22 protein-coding genes and 5 pseudogenes are annotated in these 22,872 nt (G+C 41.6%); 7 read left to right on the top strand and 20 right to left on the bottom strand.

Features of this window, described 5'->3' with window-relative positions:
• Positions 1 to 80 precede the first annotated feature (80 nt).
• Genes GBH70_RS12065 through GBH70_RS12075 form a run of 3 tightly spaced genes read right to left on the bottom strand, consistent with a single transcriptional unit; the run spans position 81 to position 2,697 of the window.
• Entirely contained in the window at positions 81 to 737 is a 657-nt protein-coding gene (locus tag GBH70_RS12065; protein WP_151681287.1) for a TetR/AcrR family transcriptional regulator, read from the bottom strand.
• Positions 738 to 751: 14 nt separating this feature from the next.
• Positions 752 to 1,975, bottom strand: coding sequence for an ABC transporter permease (locus tag GBH70_RS12070; RefSeq protein WP_151681288.1), 1,224 nt, complete (start codon positions 1,973 to 1,975; stop codon positions 752 to 754).
• Entirely contained in the window at positions 1,972 to 2,697 is a 726-nt protein-coding gene (locus tag GBH70_RS12075) for an ABC transporter ATP-binding protein (protein WP_151681289.1), read from the bottom strand. The genes GBH70_RS12070 and GBH70_RS12075 overlap by 4 nt, the downstream gene beginning before the upstream one ends.
• Before the next feature lie 160 nt (positions 2,698 to 2,857).
• On the opposite strand from GBH70_RS12075, the pseudogene GBH70_RS17840 reads away from it, so the two are divergent.
• Positions 2,858 to 3,217, top strand: a pseudogene (locus GBH70_RS17840) (hypothetical protein); the annotation flags it as partial.
• A gap of 333 nt (positions 3,218 to 3,550) precedes the next feature.
• Positions 3,551 to 4,444: a fructose bisphosphate aldolase gene (locus GBH70_RS12085; RefSeq protein WP_151681290.1), complete on the top strand. Its 894-nt coding sequence runs from the start codon at positions 3,551 to 3,553 to the stop codon at positions 4,442 to 4,444.
• Between the two features lie 464 nt (positions 4,445 to 4,908).
• Here the strand turns inward: GBH70_RS12085 and GBH70_RS12095 are convergent, their stop codons facing one another.
• Complete coding sequence (locus GBH70_RS12095; protein WP_371862181.1) at positions 4,909 to 5,661, bottom strand: DUF2515 family protein; 753 nt, start codon at positions 5,659 to 5,661, stop codon at positions 4,909 to 4,911.
• Positions 5,645 to 5,977: a DUF2515 family protein gene (locus GBH70_RS17655; RefSeq protein ID WP_308690202.1), complete on the bottom strand. Its 333-nt coding sequence runs from the start codon at positions 5,975 to 5,977 to the stop codon at positions 5,645 to 5,647. The genes GBH70_RS12095 and GBH70_RS17655 overlap by 17 nt, the downstream gene beginning before the upstream one ends.
• A 76-nt stretch (positions 5,978 to 6,053) precedes the next feature.
• On the opposite strand from GBH70_RS17655, the gene GBH70_RS12100 reads away from it, so the two are divergent.
• Complete coding sequence (locus GBH70_RS12100; RefSeq protein WP_151681291.1) at positions 6,054 to 7,406, top strand: prenyltransferase/squalene oxidase repeat-containing protein; 1,353 nt, start codon at positions 6,054 to 6,056, stop codon at positions 7,404 to 7,406.
• Between the two features lie 311 nt (positions 7,407 to 7,717).
• A pseudogene (locus GBH70_RS12105) lies at positions 7,718 to 9,002 on the top strand (prolyl oligopeptidase family serine peptidase).
• A gap of 43 nt (positions 9,003 to 9,045) precedes the next feature.
• Here GBH70_RS12105 and GBH70_RS12110 read toward each other — a convergent pair.
• Positions 9,046 to 9,249 carry a hypothetical protein gene (locus tag GBH70_RS12110; RefSeq protein ID WP_151681292.1) on the bottom strand — a complete coding sequence of 68 codons (204 nt, stop codon included), beginning with the start codon at positions 9,247 to 9,249 and terminating at the stop codon, positions 9,046 to 9,048.
• A gap of 131 nt (positions 9,250 to 9,380) precedes the next feature.
• On the opposite strand from GBH70_RS12110, the gene GBH70_RS12115 reads away from it, so the two are divergent.
• Together GBH70_RS12115 and GBH70_RS17845 are read left to right on the top strand one after the other, a co-directional pair.
• Positions 9,381 to 10,163 (top strand): DODA-type extradiol aromatic ring-opening family dioxygenase, encoded by a 783-nt coding sequence (locus tag GBH70_RS12115; protein WP_151681293.1) that lies wholly within the window; start codon positions 9,381 to 9,383, stop codon positions 10,161 to 10,163.
• A gap of 30 nt (positions 10,164 to 10,193) precedes the next feature.
• Complete coding sequence (locus GBH70_RS17845) at positions 10,194 to 10,403, top strand: hypothetical protein (protein ID WP_371862182.1); 210 nt, start codon at positions 10,194 to 10,196, stop codon at positions 10,401 to 10,403.
• Here GBH70_RS17845 and GBH70_RS17660 read toward each other — a convergent pair.
• From GBH70_RS17660 to GBH70_RS17330, 14 genes and pseudogenes are all read right to left on the bottom strand, one after another.
• A complete protein-coding gene (locus tag GBH70_RS17660; protein WP_308690214.1) occupies positions 10,306 to 10,890 on the bottom strand; it encodes a nuclease domain-containing protein in 585 nt (194 codons plus the stop codon). The two genes, GBH70_RS17845 and GBH70_RS17660, sit on opposite strands and share 98 nt — an antisense overlap.
• A 6-nt stretch (positions 10,891 to 10,896) precedes the next feature.
• Positions 10,897 to 11,556: pseudogene (locus GBH70_RS17665) on the bottom strand (DUF2357 domain-containing protein); the annotation flags it as partial.
• Entirely contained in the window at positions 11,531 to 11,950 is a 420-nt protein-coding gene (locus GBH70_RS17670; protein WP_308694298.1) for a hypothetical protein, read from the bottom strand. The gene GBH70_RS17670 and the pseudogene GBH70_RS17665, both read right to left, overlap by 26 nt.
• On the bottom strand, positions 11,922 to 12,854 hold the full coding sequence (locus GBH70_RS17320; RefSeq protein WP_253693834.1) for an McrB family protein: 933 nt from the start codon (positions 12,852 to 12,854) through the stop codon (positions 11,922 to 11,924). Before GBH70_RS17320 ends, GBH70_RS17670 begins: the two co-directional genes overlap by 29 nt.
• Positions 12,794 to 13,987: a hypothetical protein gene (locus GBH70_RS17325; protein WP_253693837.1), complete on the bottom strand. Its 1,194-nt coding sequence runs from the start codon at positions 13,985 to 13,987 to the stop codon at positions 12,794 to 12,796. Before GBH70_RS17325 ends, GBH70_RS17320 begins: the two co-directional genes overlap by 61 nt.
• Before the next feature lie 42 nt (positions 13,988 to 14,029).
• A pseudogene (locus GBH70_RS17675) lies at positions 14,030 to 14,458 on the bottom strand (restriction endonuclease); the annotation flags it as partial.
• Between the two features lie 30 nt (positions 14,459 to 14,488).
• Positions 14,489 to 14,947 (bottom strand): winged helix-turn-helix domain-containing protein, encoded by a 459-nt coding sequence (locus GBH70_RS17680; RefSeq protein WP_308690205.1) that lies wholly within the window; start codon positions 14,945 to 14,947, stop codon positions 14,489 to 14,491.
• Positions 14,948 to 15,194: 247 nt separating this feature from the next.
• Positions 15,195 to 18,149 (bottom strand): type III restriction-modification system endonuclease, encoded by a 2,955-nt coding sequence (locus GBH70_RS12140; protein WP_061577776.1) that lies wholly within the window; start codon positions 18,147 to 18,149, stop codon positions 15,195 to 15,197.
• Positions 18,150 to 18,152: 3 nt separating this feature from the next.
• On the bottom strand, positions 18,153 to 20,066 hold the full coding sequence (locus GBH70_RS12145; RefSeq protein ID WP_151681294.1) for a site-specific DNA-methyltransferase: 1,914 nt from the start codon (positions 20,064 to 20,066) through the stop codon (positions 18,153 to 18,155).
• A 12-nt stretch (positions 20,067 to 20,078) separates the two neighbouring features.
• Complete coding sequence (locus GBH70_RS12150; protein ID WP_151681295.1) at positions 20,079 to 20,558, bottom strand: DUF4391 domain-containing protein; 480 nt, start codon at positions 20,556 to 20,558, stop codon at positions 20,079 to 20,081.
• The gene (locus tag GBH70_RS12155; RefSeq protein ID WP_151681296.1) at positions 20,515 to 20,853 is read right to left on the bottom strand and encodes a DUF4391 domain-containing protein; all 339 of its coding nucleotides are present in this window, start codon (positions 20,851 to 20,853) and stop codon (positions 20,515 to 20,517) included. Before GBH70_RS12155 ends, GBH70_RS12150 begins: the two co-directional genes overlap by 44 nt.
• Before the next feature lie 60 nt (positions 20,854 to 20,913).
• Positions 20,914 to 21,156, bottom strand: coding sequence for a hypothetical protein (locus GBH70_RS16985; protein ID WP_151681297.1), 243 nt, complete (start codon positions 21,154 to 21,156; stop codon positions 20,914 to 20,916).
• A 49-nt stretch (positions 21,157 to 21,205) separates the two neighbouring features.
• A complete protein-coding gene (locus GBH70_RS12165) occupies positions 21,206 to 22,126 on the bottom strand; it encodes a DUF4145 domain-containing protein (protein ID WP_253693840.1) in 921 nt (306 codons plus the stop codon).
• 12 nt (positions 22,127 to 22,138) lie between these two features.
• Positions 22,139 to 22,297, bottom strand: a complete 159-nt coding sequence (locus GBH70_RS17330) for a hypothetical protein (protein ID WP_253693844.1) — start codon at positions 22,295 to 22,297, stop codon at positions 22,139 to 22,141.
• A gap of 167 nt (positions 22,298 to 22,464) precedes the next feature.
• Here GBH70_RS17330 and GBH70_RS12170 point away from each other — a divergent pair.
• Positions 22,465 to 22,872, top strand: a pseudogene (locus tag GBH70_RS12170) (hypothetical protein); the annotation flags it as partial.

Genomic DNA, 22,872 nt, shown 5'->3' on the forward strand with positions numbered 1-22,872 from the left:
TTGCAAAAAAGAGATTCCTAACTTTTATTAAAACCATTCGATCTCTCTTGCTCCGCTAATAGTTCTGAGCACCAGATACACTATTCCCGCTTTCTCACACCGTCCATCACAAACCGCACGATAGTTTCAATTTCCGCTTCTTCATCCGCCGTTCCGTTCAGCATCAGGACAAATTTGGAAACAAACAATCCGGCAATACAGGTAACGACCAGCTTTGCAATGTCCTCAGCTGGTCGGGAAACCAGTTCCCCCCGTTCCTGGAAAACGCGGATCACCTGTATCAGCCGGCCCCCTATATTTTCCACAAAATAAGGAAGAAGCTCGTTCCGGATTTCTTCATTATATAAAAACTCTTTCACCACAATTTGAAAAATTTCTTTGTTTTCCTTTACAAAGTTTAACCGGTCCCGGACCAGTTCCCGCAAAAAATCCTCAAAAAAGAAAACATCATGCGACATTAACTCTGTAAAAAGCTCCTCTGCCATCGAAGGAATCGACGCTTTCAAAAAAGGAACAATCACGGCCACCAGTAAATTGTCTTTTGTGCCGAAATGCCGGAAAATCGTGCCTTCCGCAACGCCGGCCGCTTTTGCGATTTCACTTGTCGGCGTATTGGAGTACCCTTTCTCCGCAAACAAAGCAACCGCTGTCTCCATAATTTTTTGCTTTTTATCCGTCAGCTTTAGAGCCGGTTTCGCTTGTGCTTTCATCGCTTCCAACAAATTGTATTTCGACAATGCCGTCCACCCCCTTACAACGCGCGGTACCGCCTTAAAGCGAGTATATTAAGAATGATAAAAATAACCGCAAAAACAGCCAAAGCAAGCAGGTCTTTCCAAACATCGCCGAGGCCCAATCCCTCATACATCACGCGTTTCAAAGCATCGGCGCCGTAATAAATAGGCATCACTTTCGCCAGTTCCTGCAGCCAATCAGCCATCCCCTTTAAAGGAATGATGCCCGAGAAAAAGACTTGCGGAACAACAACGATCGGGATAAACTGCATCATTTGAAACTCGGATGCCGCGAAAGACGATAACAATATACCAAGGGAGAGCGCGACCAATGCAAGCATTAAATTAATCAGCACGACATGCCAAAGCGATCCGGCGAGCACCATATCCAAAACATTCACCGAATACAACACGACAATGACCGTTTGAATGATGGCAAAAATCCCAAAACCGGCCAAATATGCCATGACGATCTCACCCCGTTTCACCGGCGTTGCCATCAAGCGGTTAAGGGTTCCTGATGTCCGCTCTTTCAAAAGCCCGATACCCGAGATTAAAAAGACAAAGAAGAATACAAAGAAACCGACAAGGATCGGGCTCAACACATCAAAAAACACGGTATCGCTGCTGCCGTATACATATTTTGTCGAAACATTCGGTTTAGCCATCTTCACTTTTACCGGTGCTGGCAAATTTTGTTTCGTTTTTTGCACCTGTTCTTCTAATTGCTGCACTTTTACAATGGCCGGCGACTGCGCGGGAGTTTGTTTCATTAAAATCTGTTGTGCCTGATTTTGCAGGGCAATGATTTTCTGCGCGCCTTGTATCGTTTGCGCCTCCGCTTTGATTTGTTTTGCCAGTTGCTGCTGCGTTCCCGCCGCGATTGCCTGTTTTACTTTCATCTGCAGCGATTTCGCGGAAGTCGGGTCGCTGTTTTGCAAAGTGAGGATGTACGCTCCATCTTTTTTCTGAAGCAAGCCGTCCAGATTGTAGCCAAGCACCGTTTTTTCCGGATGTTTTACAGTACTATAGTGTTTGACGTTAATATCCGCTTTATCCAGCACCTTCACAAGGCTTTTGTCCACATGGCTGACGCCAAGTTTCGGGTCGGTCGTATTGCCGCTAAAGAAAAAATACATGAGCGTCAAAATCAAAAGCGGCGCGACAAACAACAAGGCGAGCGTCCGCTTATCGCGCAGCATTTCAAGCAAAATCCTTTTGATCAAAGCAGCCGTCCTCATTTCGTTTCCCTCCCCGCTTTCAGGAATACTTCATTTAAATCTTCCGCATTGTACATCTCTTTTAAAGCTTGCGGCGAGCCGCCCGCCAAAATTTTCCCTTCCCGGATCATCGCAACCGTGTCGCATTTTTCCGCCTCATCCATGACATGCGTCGTAACAATGATCGTTTTGCCTTCTTCATTTTTTAGCCTGAGCAATTCATTCCAGATGCTGAACCTCAGTTCCGGGTCAATACCGACGGTCGGTTCATCCAAAATGAGGATTTCCGGGTCCTGGATAAGCGCGATCGCCAGCGACAGCCGCCGTTTCATCCCGCCGGAATAAGCAGATACTTTTTTATTCAGGTCATCCTGCAAATTCACAAGCCCCGCCGCATATGCGATCCGTTCATTCCGTTCCGCATTTCCCATTTTATAAAGCGATGCGAAAAATTTCAGATTTTCTTTCCCGGTCAGCTGCATATACAGCGCATCCGACTGCGCCATATAGCCGATTTTCTGCAGTATGCCGAGATCCGGCATTTTTTGGCCGAGCACATGAATCTCTCCGGAATCCGGTTTTTCCATGCCGACAATCATGTTCACCAGTGTCGTCTTCCCAGCCCCAGAAGGACCAATAAAACCGTAGATCCGGCCTTTCTCAATCCTCAAATCAATATCGTTTAAAACTGGTTTTTTCCCGAAACTTTTGCTTACCTGTTCAATGGAGATCGTCGTTTCCATCACCAAAACCTCCTGAAGATAATGAGTAATGACTCACTTATTATCTTGCCACTTCAGCCACTAATCGTCAATAAAAAGTGAGCGGTCACTTTAACTTTTAAACTATAAATCTGTTATAAATTATTCCAATTGACAAATTTTTGTGTTATCCGGCGAATTTAAGGACGGCATCATTACAGCCGAAACGCAGGCCACCGACTACCCGACAACAGGCAGCGACTTTCCGGAATACGAACCGCGCGGATGCCCACGGGGAGCGAGCTTCTCCTGGTATACATACAGCCCGAACCGTGTGAAATTAAATTACCTTACATCCGCGGCGATCTTTATGAACTATGGAAAGCGGAACGGGCGAAAAGTCCATGACCCGGTAACGGCCTGAACCAATATTGCCGGTGATGAAGCAAAACGGGCCCGATATGTAGGGGCAAGGGGCAAAAGCGGGTTTGTGCGGGCCGATTGGAAAACGGCCATTTACGAGGTGCAGCCTTATTTTTTGGAAAAGGCTGCGGGCTTAAGCCTTTATATAAAAGAAACGTTTTGCCTTGCTTTAGTAACGGAATAATCCTGAAAAGTTTTATCAGAACCGTTCCCGCTCTCTTCTTGTAACCGAAATGGTCCTGAGACGCTTTTTCAAAACCGTTCCCGCTCTCTTTTTGTAATCAAACAGGTCATGAGATGTTTTTTCAGATCCGTTGACACTTCATTTGGCTTTGTTTTTATAGCTGTATATGTCTCTGAATTTATTTTTTCGCCATTCCGGTGTTATTCTTACTATAGAAGGTTTCCTTTCACTTTATTGTACGATGAAGTAAAAAGAAACAATCAAAAACATTGCAAAGGAGTAGAAAAAATGAGGGAAAATCAATTCGACAAAGTCAAGAATGGAAAAGGATTTATCGCCGCTCTTGATCAAAGCGGAGGAAGTACTCCTAAAGCATTGGCAAACTACGGCATATCAAAAGAGGCATATACAACTGAGGAAGAAATGTTTGATCTGATCCATCAAATGCGGACAAGGATTATCACTTCTCCGGCTTTTGACTCCAAATACATCCTTGGTGCCATTTTATTCGAACAAACAATGGATCGCCAAATTGAAGGAATGTATACTGCTGAATATTTAGCTGAGAAAAAAGGCATTGTTCCCTTTTTAAAAGTAGATAAAGGACTGGCCGAACCTGCTGACGGCGTACAACTTATGAAGCCGATTCCGAATTTAGATACTCTGCTCCAGCGCGCAAATCAACATCATATTTTTGGTACAAAGATGCGCTCGGTCATTAAAGAAGCGAATCCAGAAGGTATTAAGGCAGTCATGGATCAGCAATTTGAAATTGCAAAACAAATTATATCAGCTGGTTTAGTCCCTATTATTGAACCGGAAGTGGATATTCACAGCCAAGACAAAGAAAAATCCGAAGAACTATTAAAAGTCGAACTGCTGAACCATCTGAATGCTTTATCTGAAGATGAAAACGTGATGCTGAAATTAACGATTCCTACGTCTGCAAATGCCTATAAAGAGTTGGTCCAACACCCGCGTGTTTTCCGCGTTGTGGCACTTTCCGGCGGCTACTCCCGCGAAGAAGCCAACAAGAAATTGAAGGAGAATGATGGAATCATCGCAAGTTTCTCCAGAGCATTAACCGAAGACCTGAATGTTGACCAAACGGCTGAAGCATTTAATGCAGCCTTGGAAAAAGCAGTAAAGTCTATTTATGATGCATCTGTCAATAAAAATTGATTAGGATCATAAGTTGTCCTGCTGATTCCAAGTAATATTTTGGGAACATCCGGAAAATAGTCTGCCGGATGTTATTGCAGCTGGTAACGATCACAACCAAATTTGCCGCAAAGAAAAAGAATCCATTTTGAAAAAATGTTCATCAAAATGGATTCTTTTTCATTTTTTTATTAAAAAGCCAGGTTCGTGATCAACGTTGATGATCACGAACCTATCCGAGGTAGGGTTCAGGATACATCACACCCACCTGTTATACGCAGTAATGGCAAGTAAAAAGAGAATCGTGCCGAAAAAAGTATAAAGATGGCTCCACTGGGGTGCGTGAACAAAAAATCCATGAGATTCTGCCAACCCTTCATACGTTCGGAAACGGGCGGCTCGGAAACGCATAGAAATGCAGGCTGGCAAAAATCAGATCCAGATACGTACCTAAAAGAGAGGCAAATACCATTGTTGAAATATATTTACGCTTCACGGGTCGAAACCACCTTTTTGGCAAGGACCGCGAGTTCGAGTTTTTCCAATGTTTTGCAATATTCACGAAAAATCTCCCCCTGAACCGGTTCATGCAGCGGCCCCAACATGTCTGCCACATCCCAGCTTTTATACCAGTCTCCCGGCTCCGCTTCCGGATGGCTCACATTTTTCCAGGCATATTCCAGCTCCGGGCTGTAAATCCTTGCAGCTCCCGGCTTCAATTTGCATGCTTTTAACTTCAGCTGATATTTTCCGGGCAATCCCTCATGGATATTGTTGAAAATCTCCGGCCAGTAATCTTTCCGCGACCCGGTGTGCGGATGGCGACGCGCCCAATTTTCAATGCGCCCGTGCCGCTCCATGTTTCCAAACAAAATCATATACAACCGCTTTCCCAATAAAATGCGCTCCTCTAAAGACCCGAACGCGTGCAGCGTCTGCCCCGCCAGCTGCAGTCCACCACCCTCCTCATATGGGAACAAGATTTGGTTAAATAAAAACATATCTTGCAGCTTAAACTCGATGGTATTGAGCACTTCTTTTTGATATTTAGCATTTTTGACAACCCGTTTCTCCAAATAACTCTGTTCATTGACGACCATCGCGATGGCAAGAAGCGCATTGTCGCGAAAAGTCCAATAATCCTGCCAAACCGCTTCCATGAAAAATGACACATGCAAATACGGCAGCAAATGAAAAAGCGGCCGGCCCTGCCTCATGCTTTCATGGTACAGCAGCATTTGCGGATACACATCCTGGAATATGAGCCAGTTCCCGCGTTCCAAAAAAGCAAAAAAACGATTGCTTATCTTTTTCCGATAATAACCGTGAAAGCAATTCCCCTTTTAAATCCGTCATACTCCATCCGCCGTTGCGCGACACCATATGCCCGAGAAATGCCCAATGAATTTCCGGATGAAGATGATAAAAATCAAGATACGCTTTCGTTCTTGTCACATTATTCGTGTTCAGCTCTGCAGTGTGCCGGCGGATTTGCTGAATTAAAATCGCTTCCCCCTTTTTTAATTCAACAGGCTTTTCCGTAGTTTTCTTCAATGCCGCTTTAATTCTTTCAACCGGTGTTTTTTCCCGGTGCCTTGTAAAAAAAATCATTTTCGGATTTGGTGGTGCAATGGTCAACACGGACAAAGGGATCAAATGGATCATCGATAAGCTGAAAAAAGACCAGTCCCCTGACGGCTCGTGGGCCTATCCATTTGAGACCGGTATAACGACGGATGCATATACGATCATTTTATTACGGACATTAGCTGTTCATGAAGAGCGATTAATCCAAGGGCTTGTCCAAAGAATTTTAAGCAGGCAATCTAAAAAAGGGGCGTGGAAGCTTTTTGCCGACGAAGAAAACGGGGGAAATATCTCGTCAACGCTTGAAGCCTATTACGCACTGCTCGCTTCGGGATACGTAAAACGGGACGATCCGAGGCTGCTTTCCGCTAAAACTTTCATTTTAGAGAGCGGGGGGATCGAAAACACGGGCATGTTTACAAAAATCATGCTCGCCATTACCGGACAGTACAAATGGCCGGCCGTTTCCCCCCTGCCGGTTGAAATGATCTTACTACCGCCTTCCTGCCCGATCAATCTCTACCATTTTTCCGTATTCGGCCGGGCGAATCTGGTCCCGATCATGATTCTCGCTTCCCTGAAATTCAGCATGAAAATGGCGGGCAGCCCAGACCTCAGCGATTTATTTTCGCAGAAAACCCCGCAGTACCTGTGGCCGGGGAGCAAGGAAGTTCTCAAGTTTATTGAGAAAGAGCTGAAAAAATTAAGTGAAATTCCGGAACAACTGCATCTTGAAGCACTTGACCGCGCAAAAAAATATATGCTCGGGCGGATCGAACCGGACGGCACTTTTTACAGCTATTTCAGCTCCACCTTTTTAATGATCTTCGCTTTGCTGTCGCTCGGCCATTTTAAAAACGGCCCGATCATCCAAAATGCCGTGAAAGGATTGCTGGCAATGAAAACGACAATCGGCGGGTTACCCCATATGCAATATACAACCGCCAACGTTTGGAATACCGCCCTCATCAGCTATTCGCTTCAAAACGCCGGCGTTTCCCCGGAAGATGAAACCGTTGCAGCGGCCAACCGTTATTTGTTCACCCGCCAGCACAACCAGTACGGGGACTGGAAAATCCATAACCCGCTCGTCTCTCCGGGCGGCTGGGGGGAATCGTGCCTGAGCGATATCCATCAAACCTATATTCCGCTCCATCACAGCACCCTCACACATACCGCATGGGCACTCGACGCGCTAATTGCCGTTTTGGACCGGCCGGCAGAAGAAATCAATCGCGGCATCACGTATTTGCTTTCATCCATTGCGAAACGTGACTGGACAACTGAATACCCAAAAGGGCAGGGCATGGCCGGCGGATTTTACATCCACTACCACAGCTACCGCTACATTTTTCCTCTTCTGGCGCTGGGGAATTATAGGAGGAAGTATCAATAAAAATGAAGCAGAATGGGTTGTTTGTTCTATGTGACAGCCTATTTTTTCTAGAAAATCGCTTACAATTTCCTATACTATTCACTACTATATGCCCATTAACTTTTAAATAAAGATTTTTCACAATAATTGTACAAATATAAAAATACTTACATAACAGGGGGGTGAAAAAATTTTAAAGTTTGGTTTTGCTAGAGGCGGACCTATAAGCGTGAAGATGCAGAAAATTAGTTTACTGGTATTTTATCATGCGCTAACATGATCACAATAAAATTTTCATGTCCCTGTATGTTCAGCAAAAGGAGACAAAAGCCATGATAAAAAAGGCGAAAAAATGGCTCAAAACTTTTATGCTGGTTGGTACAGCAGCTGTACTCAGTCTTTCTTTCAACACAGATACCTTTGCAAAGGAAATCAAAACACCATCTACATCTTACCGGTCCATCATTGAAATTGAAGATTGGGGGGCAGCCATTACAAAAGTCATTGCAGACCTTGGAAAACCTGTTCCGCAGGGTTCAGTGTCAACCGATACATTCAAAGTCCATGTGGTCAGAAGTGATGAAAGGCTGGCTACGCTATTTTTGGAAGAAGGCGACCGTATCGTTACAAAAGCTTATGCTTCCGACAAATGCGGACATCCGGCAAAAATGGGAAAATATGTTGTGCTGGAAATGAAAATCGCCCCGGATGATACTTTAGGCTCTGCCCTGAATTATGATGCCGCGGGCACAAGATTTAACGATTGGATTGACTATAATTATACCATCACCCAGCAAAAAGCGATTATAACAAAAGCTGGAACCATTCAAGGATTGGTTATCAAGAAATTGGCAGGTGAAGAAAGAATCCTCGTAGACGAATTTGATACGGGAAAAGCGACTTACGGCGATATTACATTGCCTTATGCCTCTGGCTTCATGGTGCCGGCGAGGGCGGTACGGATCCAACTAATCCAATCTCAGCAAATAAAGCGGACAGTTTTGCATCCAAAAAGACACAGTCCTATTTTGGCGGCGCTTACGTATTGATTCCGCAGGCGCGAACCTTTTGGATGGATGGATTAACCGGAAAAGCTGATGGAACATCAAAATATGAATCAGCAGTGATGTCCCTCATAAAAGACTATGTTACAAAACATAAAGACATTGATCCGAACAGAATTTATGTCGGCGGGGACTCAAACGGCGGCTATATGACAATGCTTTTAATCCGTGATTATCCGGGATACTTCGCAGCGGCTTTCCCTACTTGTGAAGGCCTGAATGATTCTTTAATTACAAATGCAGATATTCAAAACATCATGAAAACACCAACGTGGTTTACTGCTGCTAAAACAGATACAACGTTGCCACCGGCAAATTACTCTATCCCAACCTATAACCGTTTGCTTCAAGCCGGTGCAAAGAATGTATACTTATCGCTGTTTGATGACGTCCATGATACATCAGGGTCATATAAAAATGCAGACGGTACCCCTTATGAATATAACGGGCACTGGTCTTGGATCTACGTATACCATAATGAGTGCAAATGGTTATAAACGGAAAAACAACTACCATTATGGAATGGCTGGCTTCGCAGTCATTGAAAAAATAACGATAAGGGGAAGTTCCAAACCATTTTGGAGCTGCCCCTTCTTTCAATGCATTCCTTTCCACTGGCCCTGGTTTTTGGATGATTTTTCTTTTTTCGCTTTTTCCTTATGGATCTGGTTTGCAGCTGCACTTCCGGCCCCGTCGTCTAATTTTTGCAATTCCCTTGAGAACTCGTCGTCTGTTTTTGCGGAGTCAAAACCCTCTTTGTTCTTCTGCGCCGCATCGTTTTTCTTCGTCCGTTTCGGCATGCGTTTCCCTCCTTTTATGTTTAGTATGGGGAATGCAAAACGAAATATTCCGGTACGAGGTATCTTTCTTCCGTTGTTTGCATGAAAATCCTATAATAAAAAGCAGAATAATTAAATCAGGAGTGAAAAACATGCTGCCTTCTTTATTCATCGCGCACGGCGCCCCATTATTGGCGATTGAAAAAAACGAATACACCCAGTACCTGCAAGAACTTGCACAAACATTGCCACGCCCGAAAGCCATCGTCATTTTTTCTGCACATTGGGCATCTTATGAACAAAAGGTCAGTGAAGTTGAACAATATTCCACCATCTATGATTTTTATGGTTTTCCGGATGCATTGTATGAAATCCAGTACCCCGCTAAGGGCGAGTTAGGGGTTGCAAAGGAAATCGAGAAATTATTAGCGGAAAGCGGCATTTCCTACAGGGTGGAAAATGAACGTGGTTTGGACCATGGCGCATGGGTGGTTCTGCACCTCATGTATCCGGACGCAAATATCCCGGTTGTAGCAATGTCCGTCAACCCGGAAATCCTGCCGCAACAGGCTTACCAGATCGGAAAGGCGCTGTCCGCCCTAAAAGAAAAAGATATATTGATCATTACGAGCGGCGGCACAGTCCATAATTTGAGAATGGCCAATATGGCTTCGGACGAAAATGCCGCAGACGATTGGGCGGTCGATTTTGATAAGTGGCTGGAAAAACATCTGAAAGCATGGGATACGGAGTCCCTTTTCAACTATGACACCCTCGCCCCATTGGCGGAGCTCGCTGTCCCGCCATACGGAGCAGAACATTTCCTCCCAATATTTTACGCCATGGGGGCAGGCGACGCCCGGAAAAAAGCCGTGCTTTTGCACCGAAGCTACCGATACGACAATTTAAGCCATTGTGTTTGGCGGTTTGAGTAAGGCAAATGACTATTGATGGGAGACTTGCACATGTCCATTTATGATTATCCTTTTGAGAGATTAACTGGAAACAAAGAAGAATCGCTGTCGAATTATAAAAACCAGGTTTTGCTTATTGTCAACACTGCAAGCAAATGTGTTTTTACGCCGCAGTACGTACATAGGCGCCAAATGCCGTCCTTTCATATGGTCCGCCGTTTGCCGCCACAATCGAATCCCGGTAACGGTGCATCGTGTTAATGTCTTCTTCCATTGGGCCCGGCGTTTTGTAACGCGTCCCGTAGTAGCTGCCTTCCTGCGCGTAATCAATCCGGTACTTGGCATCAAAAATGTAATTGAACGTGTAGTCCTTGCCCTTCTTTTGGATTTGCAGCATCGTGTCCGGCTTTTGCGAAATCGTCGGCAAATCCCCCTCATACTTCTGATACGTTAAAATGATCTGCTCCACTGTAACCGGATGTTCATACACTCTTTCTGCCTGGCGATTCGTTTCCAAATTCACAAACAGTCCATCCCGATTCACTTGGACAACGTTTTGGCTGATCAACTTATATTTGCGGCTAAGCATCTGCCCCAGCTTAAGAAAGGTCCAATATTCATACAGTGTCGCTACATCTTTCACAGACATTTGATAGATTTTCCCATGCAACATCAGTCCTTTTGAGACGTTGAGAAAAATTTGTAAGGCATCCCGGTATCCCGGCGCCATCTGCATGACCAAACTCATCACCGAGTGGTCGAGCTTTCCGATCCCAAGCCAAAAAGCATTTCTCAATTTGGTCATGTTGTCAATTCTTTCAAGCAAATCCGGATCCGGCTCTCCCCTCCACTTTTTATTTTCTACTAAAATCGCATTCTCTAAGTCTATCAATTTATGCGTCAGCCGCTCCATCATCCACTTCACATAGCGGTTTTCAATCGTGTCATACGTGAGTGTTTTCTTGATCCGAAGCCCTTTTGTCGGCATGACGACTTTATGGCCAAGTGAAATGTCACGAGCCACTTCAACAAACACTTGCGGATGCTTCCGCAAATTGTTTCGTACGGCTGCATCAATTTTTGTTAATTGATAGCCTCTTGCCCTTTCGTAAGTTTTTTGCAACTGGTGATGGGGCTGGCGTTCAATCCGTGAAACTGCCTGGATAAACTGCTGAAAATGCTTGCTGATCAAACGAAAGTATTCGGTCTTAGAACCGTCAAGCTTTAGCCTAGCACTGAGATAGGTTTTTCGTATAAAATGAAAGGCCAAGTTGTAAATCTCATCGCTCACTTATTCTAAAAGCTTCAAGTAATCTTTCTTATAATCCAGCTTCACTGGAAAAATTTCGAGCATCACTTCGAGCAGTTTCTCATCACCGGAGCGAATTTCAAAAGTCGTGTACCCCCACTTCATTTTGAAATTGCAGATTTCCCATTAAAATGGTTTGGCTTCCGATTTTGACTGGCGAAATAGCTTGTCTCAACAGCGGATGCTCATGATAAAAAGATAACGCAAGTAAAGTTTTCGGTACAATGATAACTTGATAAATACCATTTTCGAAAAAAATCGGCCGCACTTCGAGGCTAGGCGTGAGCTTTTGTACAACAAGATCAAACACTTGAATGTCCTGCACTTCCTTCCCTTGAACGAAAAACCGCATCGTTTCATGGAAATCCATTTTCCAATATTGCTTCAGCCCTTCAAATCGTTCATGATACGGCTTCTCTTTGATCACAAGCGAAAAATCGCAAGTTTCGATTTTGACCAATTCGACATCATCACGAGATCCAGAAGGAAGTGAAGCCATCTTCTTCAAGCCTCCTCAGCATCTCAACAACTTTTTCCGCACTCATGCGATACTTTGCATTTTCGATGTCTTCTTCCGATGGTTCATCATATTGTTTATTTGTAAAAATGGTAAAAAGGGATTTCAGCATCCGATCGAATCTTGAATCACTCCCTGCAATCCGTGGCAAGATTTTTTGCAAAATGCAGTGATCCAACGCTTCATTAAATTCCATTAAATGGTCTTCTTCGTTATACGCCAAGTAAAAACAAATCTCATCCCGCACACGGTAACCGACTTGTGCATTGGTTAGTTGCAATGCCTTGTTGATTTTGACTAAAACTTGGGTCGCATCTTCTACCATTTGACGATGTACTTGAAAAACATCTTTCAAATATAAATATTTGGATTGCAACCGATCTTGTGTGATTGGAATGGGCTCCACCGTTTCGAGTGCATCCAGGAAGCTGAAATGGTCTAACTCCACCCGATTAATCTCGATCGTATTCGCGCGGTCTAACACTTTTTTACTGAACGGATGGGTCGTTTCATCCATATTGACCGTGCCAATAATGTAGAGATTAATTGGCAGCGTCAGGTTCAATCCTTCATCTTTTGGAAATAGATTGGAAGAAATGTTCTCTCCCGCTTCCCATCTTCGACTTTCCACCACACTCAAAATATCACTGAAATAATACTCCACCCGCGCCAAGTTCATTTCATCTAGTAGCACGAAATACGGCAAGGTCGGATACTCCTCAGCTCTTTTGATCACTTTCGTTAACGGCCCCTCTATAAACTCTCCCTTGATATCCGTGTAACCAAGCAAGCCCGAACCATCATTCCAATCCGGCCGAATCGGAATTAACGTAAATTGCCCAGTTTGTTCTGTTGCACCAAGACTTTCCGCAAACCATTGCGCCATTTTTGTTTTTCCTGTTCCGGAATACCGGAAAGAATAACAAAAGGCTTCGTCCTAAGCGAGAGATAAAGGTTAGCAACTTCGGTTTTGGTGTAGAAGAAGCCTTTGCTTGTGATATAGTGATGAATGTGGATGATGAGGTCGTTGTCGGGTATGTACATTTTAGGAGACTCCTTTATATCCGGCGCTTCTTGAGAAGGCGAATATGGGCTGATCATTTTATTTACTTCATTTGGAAATCGATCCTCGAACAAATCAAATAATTGATAAACAAAATGATCTGATAAATTGAAAAAGTATCCTTGATTCAAATCCCCTTTTACATTAAAAGGTCCTCTTTCTTCGATCCGCCACTCAAGCGGAATTTCATCTTTTTGAATCGCTGGAACAAAATCAAAATAGTTAAGACCAAGTAAGTAACCATCTTCTTGCCATTCCGTGCTTTTAATTCCAGAAGGTTTCGGCGCTTCAATAGCTTCTTTGGTTACAATTCCAACAGACTTAACCTCTTTTTCTGAGTAACAAAAAACAATATCTCCCTCATGCGCTTCTAGCAATCTGATATGGTGATGCATGATGGTATCTCTTTGGGATTTTTGTGGCACCCAAAGGAACGATCCCTCTTTTTCTTCGTGATGTGTTTTCCCTTGATTCACCCACCAAAAAGAAGGTTTGGGTTTCTTTTGGTCATGGGTTTGAAAAATCACCTGATAAACAAATGGCTTGTTGGTTTGGTAAAAATCGATATATTCCGCCAATTCATCCGGCACTTGAATCGGCTTTTTCTCTGTATCACTCCGGTTTTTTCTTAAAAACTGATAAGAAGTTTTAAAGGTTTGTCTTAATAAATCTTGTAATGCTTTATTTTCATCATAGCGCAATTGTAAGGATGATGTAGACGCATCATTTCTTGGACGATTCACCAAATGCGCTTGATAGGTCTGTCCATTAATTAGCAAATGAATCGGTACCCTTTCCCCAACCTTCAATGACTGATTGCCATTTGCCTTATCGAAATCTTCCCAAAAATCATATGGAATTTGGGTACCAATCCTAAAAATAGACCAGTCTACTTTCTTCCTGCCAATTAGATCTTTATATTCAGGTTTTGACCAGCTACGGGTTTGTTTGAACAATTCTGTCACCAACTATAAAAGTATTCGAGTTTTACATAATTTTCACTCTGCGTCAAAATAATCGGAATCAATACTTTTAACAATATACTCGGCTTTCTTATATACCCCAATATTATAATCAATCATTAACTCTGCTAAAGTTTTTCCATCAATTAAAACGATTCGTTTTTCAATCCTTTTAACATACTCCTTAGCTTCTTCCGTGAATCTTGAAGTTGTGATTAATACACCCTTCCGAGCTCGATTACCTTCTAAACTCCCAGTAAATGCTTGTACAATTGGTCTTCCAACTGGTCCTTCCCATCTCTTTGCTTGAATATATACAACATCTAGACCCAATCGATCTTCCTTAATAATGCCATCAATCCCATCATCTCCACTTTTACCTATCGCTTGTCCTGCATCATCGTAGGTACCGCCATATCCCATTGCTAGCAGTAAATCGATCACTAACTTTTCAAAGAAAGTTGGCGAACAACTCTTTACGGTTTGTAAAAGTTCTTATATAAGACCTTTTCTTACATCCTGATAACTTTTGTATAGGTTTTCTTCAGGGGAAAGATTTGTTTCAATCGACCTGGGCAATGAGTAATCATCTTCATTCTGGCTGCTGCTGTTATCAGTTCCATGAAATTCTTGAAACTCTTTATAACGTTCCAAATAATTTACATCTATTTTATCAGGATGCTCATTTAAAACATCTATGCCACGCTGTGTTATATAAAACTTTCCTCGTCCAGCGCTTTCTAACAAACCCGCTTTTTTCAAATATGTTTGAGCCCAACTTATTCTATTTTTATATTTTATTGGTCCACTCGGTAATAACTCCTCTCTTTCCTCATCTGTTAATTCAAAAAGATTAGCGAGCTTTTCGTATATTTCCTTTAGTGTATGTTCTTTTTCATCTCCTAAAATCCGTAAAAATGGTAACATAAATGTCTGATAGTCCGGTATCGTCATTTTTCAACTCTCCTATAAGACTTTTCCAGATTGAAAAGAGATATTCTTATGGAATATTTCATTCCCTTAAACCTTTTCAATACATGTACCCTGACCATGACACGATAAGCTAATCAATGTAAAAAATATTACACACCTAAAATTGAATCTATTGGTGTTTAAAACAACAAAATATATTACTGTCAATTTTTAAATTGATAGAAGGCTAATCATAGACAATTATAGCTTTTGATTAGCCTAAAACCATTTATTTCCCTGAAACTCTCAAAAGAAATTCACTGACATCATTCTCTGGTCCTTCAAAGCGAACATCCGTATCAATTGCTTCAAAATGCTTGCGGGCAAACTCGATTTTTGCCAGCTCAGTCGGGCGTAAGAATTCTTCAATATCCGTTCCTTTCGTTTCCAATACGAAATACAATTTTTCTTCTCCATCTTTGTTGATGACGGCAGCCCAGTCCGGATTATAGCTGCCAATTGGTGTGTCGATTTTAAACCAATCCGGCAATTTTACATACACTTTAACATGTTCATCGGATTCAAACCGTTTTGCAAATCTTGCTTCAATATCCGAGTCATAAATGACATGGTCATATGGGGATTTCGTACTTTCAACTGCGTTATCATTTAAATAAGCCAGCAGTTCTTCGTTTTGAAAAAGCTCTACTGCATAGTAGTCATCATCCATCTTGTAATATTTAATTCCGTCACGAAGGATCAGCTTCATCTCTTTTTGGATGATTTTCGTGATCTCCTCAATAAACTTTTGTGGGTTGTTTTGAAAATCTCCCAGTCGTTTGCACCCAGTCAATATCCGTACTATTGTTTTTCGTGTTAAGTTTGTACGGTTTTGCAGTTCCGTAATGACATCCGGCAGGGGCTGCTGTACTGTGACATAATTTTCAAATCCCTCTCCGACAACCACCGTTTGCAAACCGGTCACCCTATCTATGGATGAAATGGCGTCTTTTCGACTAATGATCCGGATTTTATCAATTTTTTTCATTTTTTGTATGCTTCTGATTGAATTTTGAATCAATTCTTTGCTATCAAAATCAATAGAATAAACGGTTTTGTATTTGATTTTATCCCACAGTTCAAGAAATGCTTCGCTGTTGATAACCTCTTTATTTAATTTTACATGTTTCTTATTGCTTGCATCCCGTATCGGCAAACTTTCGGTTATGCGTTTTAATTCTTTTAAAATCACCGGCTGCCAAGGTTTGAATGCTTCCGGGATATTGATTTGATAATTGGCAAGCTCTTCTTTTAATGTGGATGTTGCTTTGTCTTTGTCATTGATGTAATCATGGGATTTTAAATATGCATAAAGCTCCTCGGATCGTTCGTAACCTAAAGGTACCGGTTCCTCTGTTTCTGCCTCTTCATACACTAGGCCTGCAAAAGCGTGTTTTTCAATTTTCCCAAATGTTACAGATGTTTCTTCTTCCAATTCAGACTGCAACTTCGCAACAAATTCTTCATAAGATTCATTGGCCATAACCGTTAATGTGTTCACATTGTAATCGGAAACCCGCTCGCCATTTTGGTTAACCGCCAGGCGAAGGCCGCGGCCAATCTCCTGTCTTCTACTTACATATGTGCCGCCCGAATCTTTCAGTGTACAAATTTGAAAGACGTTTGGATTGTCCCAGCCTTCCCGTAAAGCAGAGTGGGAGAATATGAAGCGAAGCGGTTCATCAAAGCTAAGCAAGCGTTCTTTATCCTTCATGATCAGACTGTATACATCCGTATCTGCCTGCGTATTCCCTTTTGTATCTTTTAATTTTCCTTTTTTATCCTGAGCAAAGTAGCCGTTATGGATTTTTTCCACGTCGATATCTACATCAATGTCATTAAACAACGTGCGGTATTTTGGCTTCTGAATTAATTTCCGATATTCTTCTTCAAACATGACCGCATACTTGCCTTTTACCGGATTCCCATCTTTGTCGTAGTCCCGATAATTGGCCACTTTATCGATGAAAAACAGACTTAATACCTTAATGCCCCGAGGATTCAAACGCAGTTCTTTATCCAAATGTTCTTCGATCGTTTTATGAATTTGATATCGTTTGATCGTGTCATCATCGATTTCGCCAAGGGCTTCACCAATTTTCAAAATATTCCCGTTTACTTCTATTGATTCGTTACCTTCTGCCCAATCGATCTGCTCAATACGGTAGTTCCGGTAGATATCCCGCTCACCGGAAATATCATACAGATCATCCCCATACTTCACCGTTTTTGCTGTACGCTTTACTTTTCCGTTCTTATTCACATCTAATTCGACTTTGGCTTTGCGTTCTCTTACTTCAAGCAATTTAATGTACGGTACATTAAAAGAAGGTTCCGAACGAATCGACATTACTTCAATTTTTTTAACGAGTTTTTCATTATACGCATCGACAGCATCGAGACGATAAATCATATTATATTTATCTACATGTGTTGCCGAATAGCGCAAGGTGCACATAGGTTGCAGCGATTCAATGGCCTCTTTTGATTTCGGTGTCGTGTCTACACTTTGCGGCTCATCAATGATTACAATCGGGTTTGTCTGTTGAATAAATTCAATTGGGCGATAGCCATTCAGGCGGTCATTAGGACGATGAATAACATTGGCTTTATCTTCTTTTTTTGGATCCTCAAAACTTTTGCGGAATGCATCGATGTTAATGATCATCACCTGAATCGCAGTTGCCGTGGCGAAACTGCGTACGCGGTCAAGTTTTTCCGAGTCGTAAATAAAATATTCAAGTGGCTGTCGGTCATACAGTTCATGAAAATGCTGCTCCGTCATTTGCAGAGATTTATAAACGCCCTCACGGATGGCAACCGATGGAACGACAACCACAAATTTTGTAAACCCATATTTTTTGTTTAACTCATAAATGGTTCGTAAATAAACATATGTTTTACCCGTCCCTGTTTCCATTTCAATTGTAAAATTCATTCCATCTAAAGTTTCACTCTTTGGAAGGCCGTTTCTCATTTGCACTTGCTGAACATTTTTTAAAACTTCATCAGCTGTTAAGTCAAGCCGGTTGCCAATTCCTAAATCCGTTTGAATCATGCCGGCATCTTCACCATAAAAGACGGTAAAATTAGACTGACGGACCGGCTGGCCATTAAAAATTTGGACAACAGAATCAATCGCACGAAGTTGGTAAGCAAGGTCGGATTGAAATTGAAGCTTCATCCTTTACACACTCCTTACGTCCGTGATCCCGTTTTTCTTTAATGTCTGAATGGCATTTGTTTTGACAGAGTCATTCAGAAAACCGGTTTCTTTGAAAATCACTTTTGAATCAAAATCTTCCGGCTTGAGTTCGATGATTTTATGAACCAGATCTAAATCAATTTCATTTTCCAGGCATAACAGGACTGAACCAAACCCGACATTATAAATTGTTTTTTCATTCACTTTTACTTCTTCAATCGGTATAGTAAGCGGAATCCCGATCTTTAATAAAATTTCATACAGTAAATCTTCCTGGGTCCGGTCGAATTTAATGTTATCTTGAAGTTCAAACAGATCCTGCTCAAGATTTGCCGTCTCAGGATCCCATGTTTTCACGTTTGAGGAATCGAGTTTAAATACTTTGAAACCAATGTCTAAATCAGTCTTCCCTGTTTCTTCTACTATTTTATCCCCGGCACGACGGATACGTTCTTTGCCAATTTCGCATATATTTTTGTAACCCGCTTTATAAGCTTCCGATTTTTCATCAGTTAATTCAGGAAGCTGGACCATGATAAATTTGCGCCTACCGTTATCTTTCAGGTTAAAATCCATCAGCGCGTGGGCCGTGGAGGCTGACCCGGAGAAAAAGTCCAGAACAATGCCGTTTTTGTCGTTTTCCAAACCTGCTAAAGTAAAGAGATGCTGTAAAAATTTAATCGGTTTTTTGCCGTTGCGGAACGGCACATCCCCCTCATAGCCGACATTATTAAAAGTGTCCACCATATCAATAAAATTGGCATACGGCACTTCAATGAAATCTGCTTTATCCAGCGGGACGCCCTGGAAATAAACGCCGTTCGTGATTTTTTCGGATAGTGGGCGCATAAAATACCGGTAAGGATAGCGGTCATTGCCCATATCCGGAACTTTGTACAGCCAGCCATAATGATCCGGTATGCCGTCTAAATACTTCATATAAAACCGCCCGCTGCTGTTTCCTTCTTTTAACGAGCCGCGGATGCTGATTCTTTTTAAGTTTTTTTTCGATGCGGGCAGTTTCTCTAATCGATATTGGGCAGGCGTAAAGACCTCCACTTTTTTATTACCCATCTCGATCACTTCAGCCGGAGGTTCCAGCTCTGTAATGGAATAAACATATTCTTCAATAGAAGAATTGTCTTTTTTCTTTTTGAATTGTTTATAACTGCTACTTTTCCTGTAGATTAAACAATACTCAACCACTTCATGGAAGTCTTTATCGCCTTTTAGGATCCGGTCTTCATGCCGTTGTTTAATGGAAAGGGCCGTTAAAAAATTGTCTTCGCCGAACACTTCATTCAGCAGTGATTTGAGGTTTGCAAATTCATTTTCGTCAATGCTTACAAAAATTGCCCCGTTTTCCGCCAATAAATTTCTCGCCAGTTTTAACCGTGGATACATCATATTTAACCAGTCTGTATGATATCTGCCATTTGATTCAGTATTGGACTTTGTAACTTGCTCAGTCACTTCTTTATAATTTTTAATACTATCCCTAAAATCATCTTTATACACAAAGTCATTTCCCGTATTATAGGGTGGATCAATATAGATCATTTTCACTTTCCCAAAATATGACTTCTGTAAAAGCTTTAATACCTCTAAGTTATCCCCCTCAATATAAAGATTTTTTGTCGTATCCCAGTTTTTGCTAGATGCTTTATCAGGACGTAGTGTGCCTGTCGAAGGAGTTTGGGCGAGTTTTAATGCCTGTGCTTTTCCGTGCCAAGTAAACTCGTATTTTTCTTTCGCCGTTTCAATTTCTTCTCCAAGAATAAGTTTTAATTTATCAAAATCAATCTTTCCTTCTGTTACGACTTCGGGAAAAAGCTGTTTTAATTTCTTGATGTTTTCTTGCGTGATATCCAGAGACTTTCCATCAAGTTTCTCCATTTTTTCTTTCACCTACTTTGTTAATTCTCTTTTTAATTTCGTTAATTGCTGTTTCAGTTTCTGAATGTGAATATTTAATTCTACTTTTTTGTTAAATTGCGTTTCTTTTTTTATTTTGCTTTTCAGCGTATGGATTTTTTCATCCAGTTTTTCGATTTCTTGAATTTTTTCCTTGTGCTTCGCCTGCTTTTCATCATTTTTTATCAATTGAAACCGGCCAATTAGATTGGCATATTGAAAAGCTTCAACTGCTCGGTCCAGATCTTTATATGCTTCATAAAAATTAGAGAAATTGATATTGATCAAATGAATGGATTGGATAAAATCTGATTCAAAATCGTTTTCTGCTTCCGGATCAAACCATGGCGTTTTGTGAATCCCCAATAGAACTGTTTTCGTCTTGTCGGTCTTATTAAGCCTCTTCATAGACGAGCTGACAACGATTCTATCACCAATACAATGTAAGGATGACAGGATTTGGCAAAGCACCATGGATCATTGTTTCCAGCACAGTGATTTGTTGTTCTGTCGTTTGTGCTCGTAGTTGTACGGTCATAAACATGATGCCTTCATGTTGATATTCTTCATTATGAAAAAGCTGGATATAGATCGTAGCTGGTGTTAACAAATAAGTCAGTTCAATACGCTCAACTTGTTTTGCCAGTACATTTTTTTCTTTTGGACTTAGGTCTGCTTGTTCATAAAACAGTTTCTTATCCAGCTTTCTTTTCAAAGCGGGGATCCGTTCTTCAAGCCCGATTTTTTTATAAAAGGCTGCCGTAGTCATACCGAATCATCCTTCTTCACTTAACGATGAGATAAGAAACAATTTCGAAATCCTGTAAATTTATATTTTCGCTTGTAACCAAACTATCCAATCCACCCAGGCTAAAATGTTGATGGTCATTTGTTGGTCCATTTTGCTGACAATTTCATCTGTTGCTTTTTCCAGCAACGCTTTGTACTCATCCATATCTTTACCTTCATGTGTTTCCTCATAAAACAGGCGGTATAGATTCCCTTCCACTTTATCATTGTCAAGGCATAGTGAGCGGTACAAATCCAACCAAACCGGTTTGTTTATTATCAAGAATCCCTCTTGGCATCTTTCCAAGCCCCTTTATGCTAATTCACTAAGATCAGACCAATTGTTTCGCGTTTGCTTTTTCTTTTAACTGATTAAAAAGTTTTTCTACTGTTCCAATGCCAACACTTTCATATTTTGCAAGAATAACAAGTTCTTGCGGAAGTTGGCCCACGGTATAAATTTCATCCTGATTTAACTGCTCAATAAATTTTGGAAAGCCGGTAAATTCCTCATTTGTAATGGGAACGGACGCTAAATCTTCAGTCACAATGATATGATCTGCTTTAAAAAATAAAAATAATTCCCCAGGTCGTTGCACAATAAGTTTTCTCCGTGCTTTTTCTTCTTCAACGTATATCTTTAACTCATCAAAAAAGTTTTTATCATTTGTGTCGTTATATCGCTTTACGTAGCGATGAAGACCTTCAAGGTCATTTGGTAATTCGCTCATGATGCGTGCCTGCTGAACGGCACCAAGCCGGATCAGGAAAGTTTCTGATTTTGGGAACCGCTGTGGAAGTAAAAAGGCATCTCTCAAAAAGTATGGGATATCAAGTGAATGGTCTTTGTATGTAATCGTCCACACAGTTGTAAAGCCTGGCAATTCTTTATGCGATCTGTCTTTCCCTTCCTTTTCTGTTTCTTCTGGATGATTTAATCGTTCTATTATTTCTTTTATTCTTATTGCAAGCTCTGCGATTTCAATTTGTTGTTCTAAATTTGGTACAGGATCCTTGTAATCCGGCACTTTAAGTTGCACAGGTCCATATACTTCAATGAACCACCTTGTTACCGAATACAACGCTTCCCAAGACAACAGAGCTTCGGAAAGACGGAACATGCGGGCATCGTGCGCAGCTTCATTCCCTTTTTTCCGAATTGTATGTAGGGCATCCCGAACTTCTGGTGTCAGGTATCCATTTTGATCTAAAATGACGATTCTATCCATTAAGGTCATTTGCGGGATTTCCAACAAATGCTCCGCCTACATCGCCGGCTTTAAAATATTTTCGACATACACTCTTGAATGGGTTAGCATCATACGCGGACTCGTAAAAACAGTCTTCTCTAATTCATTTGCCAAAGAAGCCAATTCTTTCGACACTGGCGCAAGAAACTGATAGAAATAGGAGTATTGGCTCATTTTTCCTCCCTCCGAAAGTTTCAGATATTATTATTTTATCATTGCTTGTCCAGTAACTGCAGGGCCATTTTATTACAGCTATTAATAGCGTGAACCTTTTAGCTTAGCTCTAACATTTATTTTATCCTGTAACCTTTCCACAGTATGGAAATCTGAAATGAATTTCTACAGATCTCGGACTCTTGAATAAAGCCCGGGAGAAATTGGAACATATCATTGATGTGCTGCATGAGCCCTATAAAGGAAAGCTACAAAAGCCACGGACCTACAGGAAAAGAGCCTGCAAGAACGATCTTTCTGTCGCCAAACAACGCAAAACCGGCGCAAGGAAAATCCGGAAAGTTAATGGTAAAAAGTTGGGTCATGTTAAACGTAATCTGGGAATCATTGAAAACCTTGTTTCCAACGGTTCTCTATCTCTTCTAAGCAAGGATGAGTATCGCCAACTCTTTTTCATCAATGCGTTTTACCGCCAACAGGAAATAATGTATAGAAAAAAACTCCAGCGGATTGAAAGAAAATTTGGTGAAGGCAAGCGTAAATTCGGGTTGGGCCTTATTCGGGCAACCTTCAGG

Origin of the sequence: Weizmannia acidilactici (assembly GCF_008974225.1) — a bacterium.
In the GTDB taxonomy this organism is placed as follows: Bacteria; Bacillota; Bacilli; order Bacillales; family Bacillaceae_C; genus Weizmannia; species Weizmannia acidilactici.

Coding starts and splice junctions, on each gene's coding strand:
- GBH70_RS12070 (WP_151681288.1), bottom strand. CDS start 1,975: ATGAGGACGGCTGCTTTGATCAAAAGGATTTTGCTTGAAATGCTGCGC.
- GBH70_RS12075 (WP_151681289.1), bottom strand. CDS start 2,697: ATGGAAACGACGATCTCCATTGAACAGGTAAGCAAAAGTTTCGGGAAA.
- GBH70_RS12085 (WP_151681290.1), top strand. CDS start 3,551: ATGAGGGAAAATCAATTCGACAAAGTCAAGAATGGAAAAGGATTTATC.
- GBH70_RS12095 (WP_371862181.1), bottom strand. CDS start 5,661: ATGCTGCTGTACCATGAAAGCATGAGGCAGGGCCGGCCGCTTTTTCAT.
- GBH70_RS12100 (WP_151681291.1), top strand. CDS start 6,054: ATGGTCAACACGGACAAAGGGATCAAATGGATCATCGATAAGCTGAAA.
- GBH70_RS12110 (WP_151681292.1), bottom strand. CDS start 9,249: ATGCCGAAACGGACGAAGAAAAACGATGCGGCGCAGAAGAACAAAGAG.
- GBH70_RS12115 (WP_151681293.1), top strand. CDS start 9,381: ATGCTGCCTTCTTTATTCATCGCGCACGGCGCCCCATTATTGGCGATT.
- GBH70_RS17845 (WP_371862182.1), top strand. CDS start 10,194: ATGTCCATTTATGATTATCCTTTTGAGAGATTAACTGGAAACAAAGAA.
- GBH70_RS17660 (WP_308690214.1), bottom strand. CDS start 10,890: ATGAGTTTGGTCATGCAGATGGCGCCGGGATACCGGGATGCCTTACAA.
- GBH70_RS17670 (WP_308694298.1), bottom strand. CDS start 11,950: ATGGCTTCACTTCCTTCTGGATCTCGTGATGATGTCGAATTGGTCAAA.
- GBH70_RS17320 (WP_253693834.1), bottom strand. CDS start 12,854: ATGGCGCAATGGTTTGCGGAAAGTCTTGGTGCAACAGAACAAACTGGG.
- GBH70_RS17680 (WP_308690205.1), bottom strand. CDS start 14,947: ATGACGATACCGGACTATCAGACATTTATGTTACCATTTTTACGGATT.
- GBH70_RS12140 (WP_061577776.1), bottom strand. CDS start 18,149: ATGAAGCTTCAATTTCAATCCGACCTTGCTTACCAACTTCGTGCGATT.
- GBH70_RS12145 (WP_151681294.1), bottom strand. CDS start 20,066: ATGGAGAAACTTGATGGAAAGTCTCTGGATATCACGCAAGAAAACATC.
- GBH70_RS12150 (WP_151681295.1), bottom strand. CDS start 20,558: ATGGTGCTTTGCCAAATCCTGTCATCCTTACATTGTATTGGTGATAGA.
- GBH70_RS12155 (WP_151681296.1), bottom strand. CDS start 20,853: ATGACTACGGCAGCCTTTTATAAAAAAATCGGGCTTGAAGAACGGATC.
- GBH70_RS17330 (WP_253693844.1), bottom strand. CDS start 22,297: ATGAGCCAATACTCCTATTTCTATCAGTTTCTTGCGCCAGTGTCGAAA.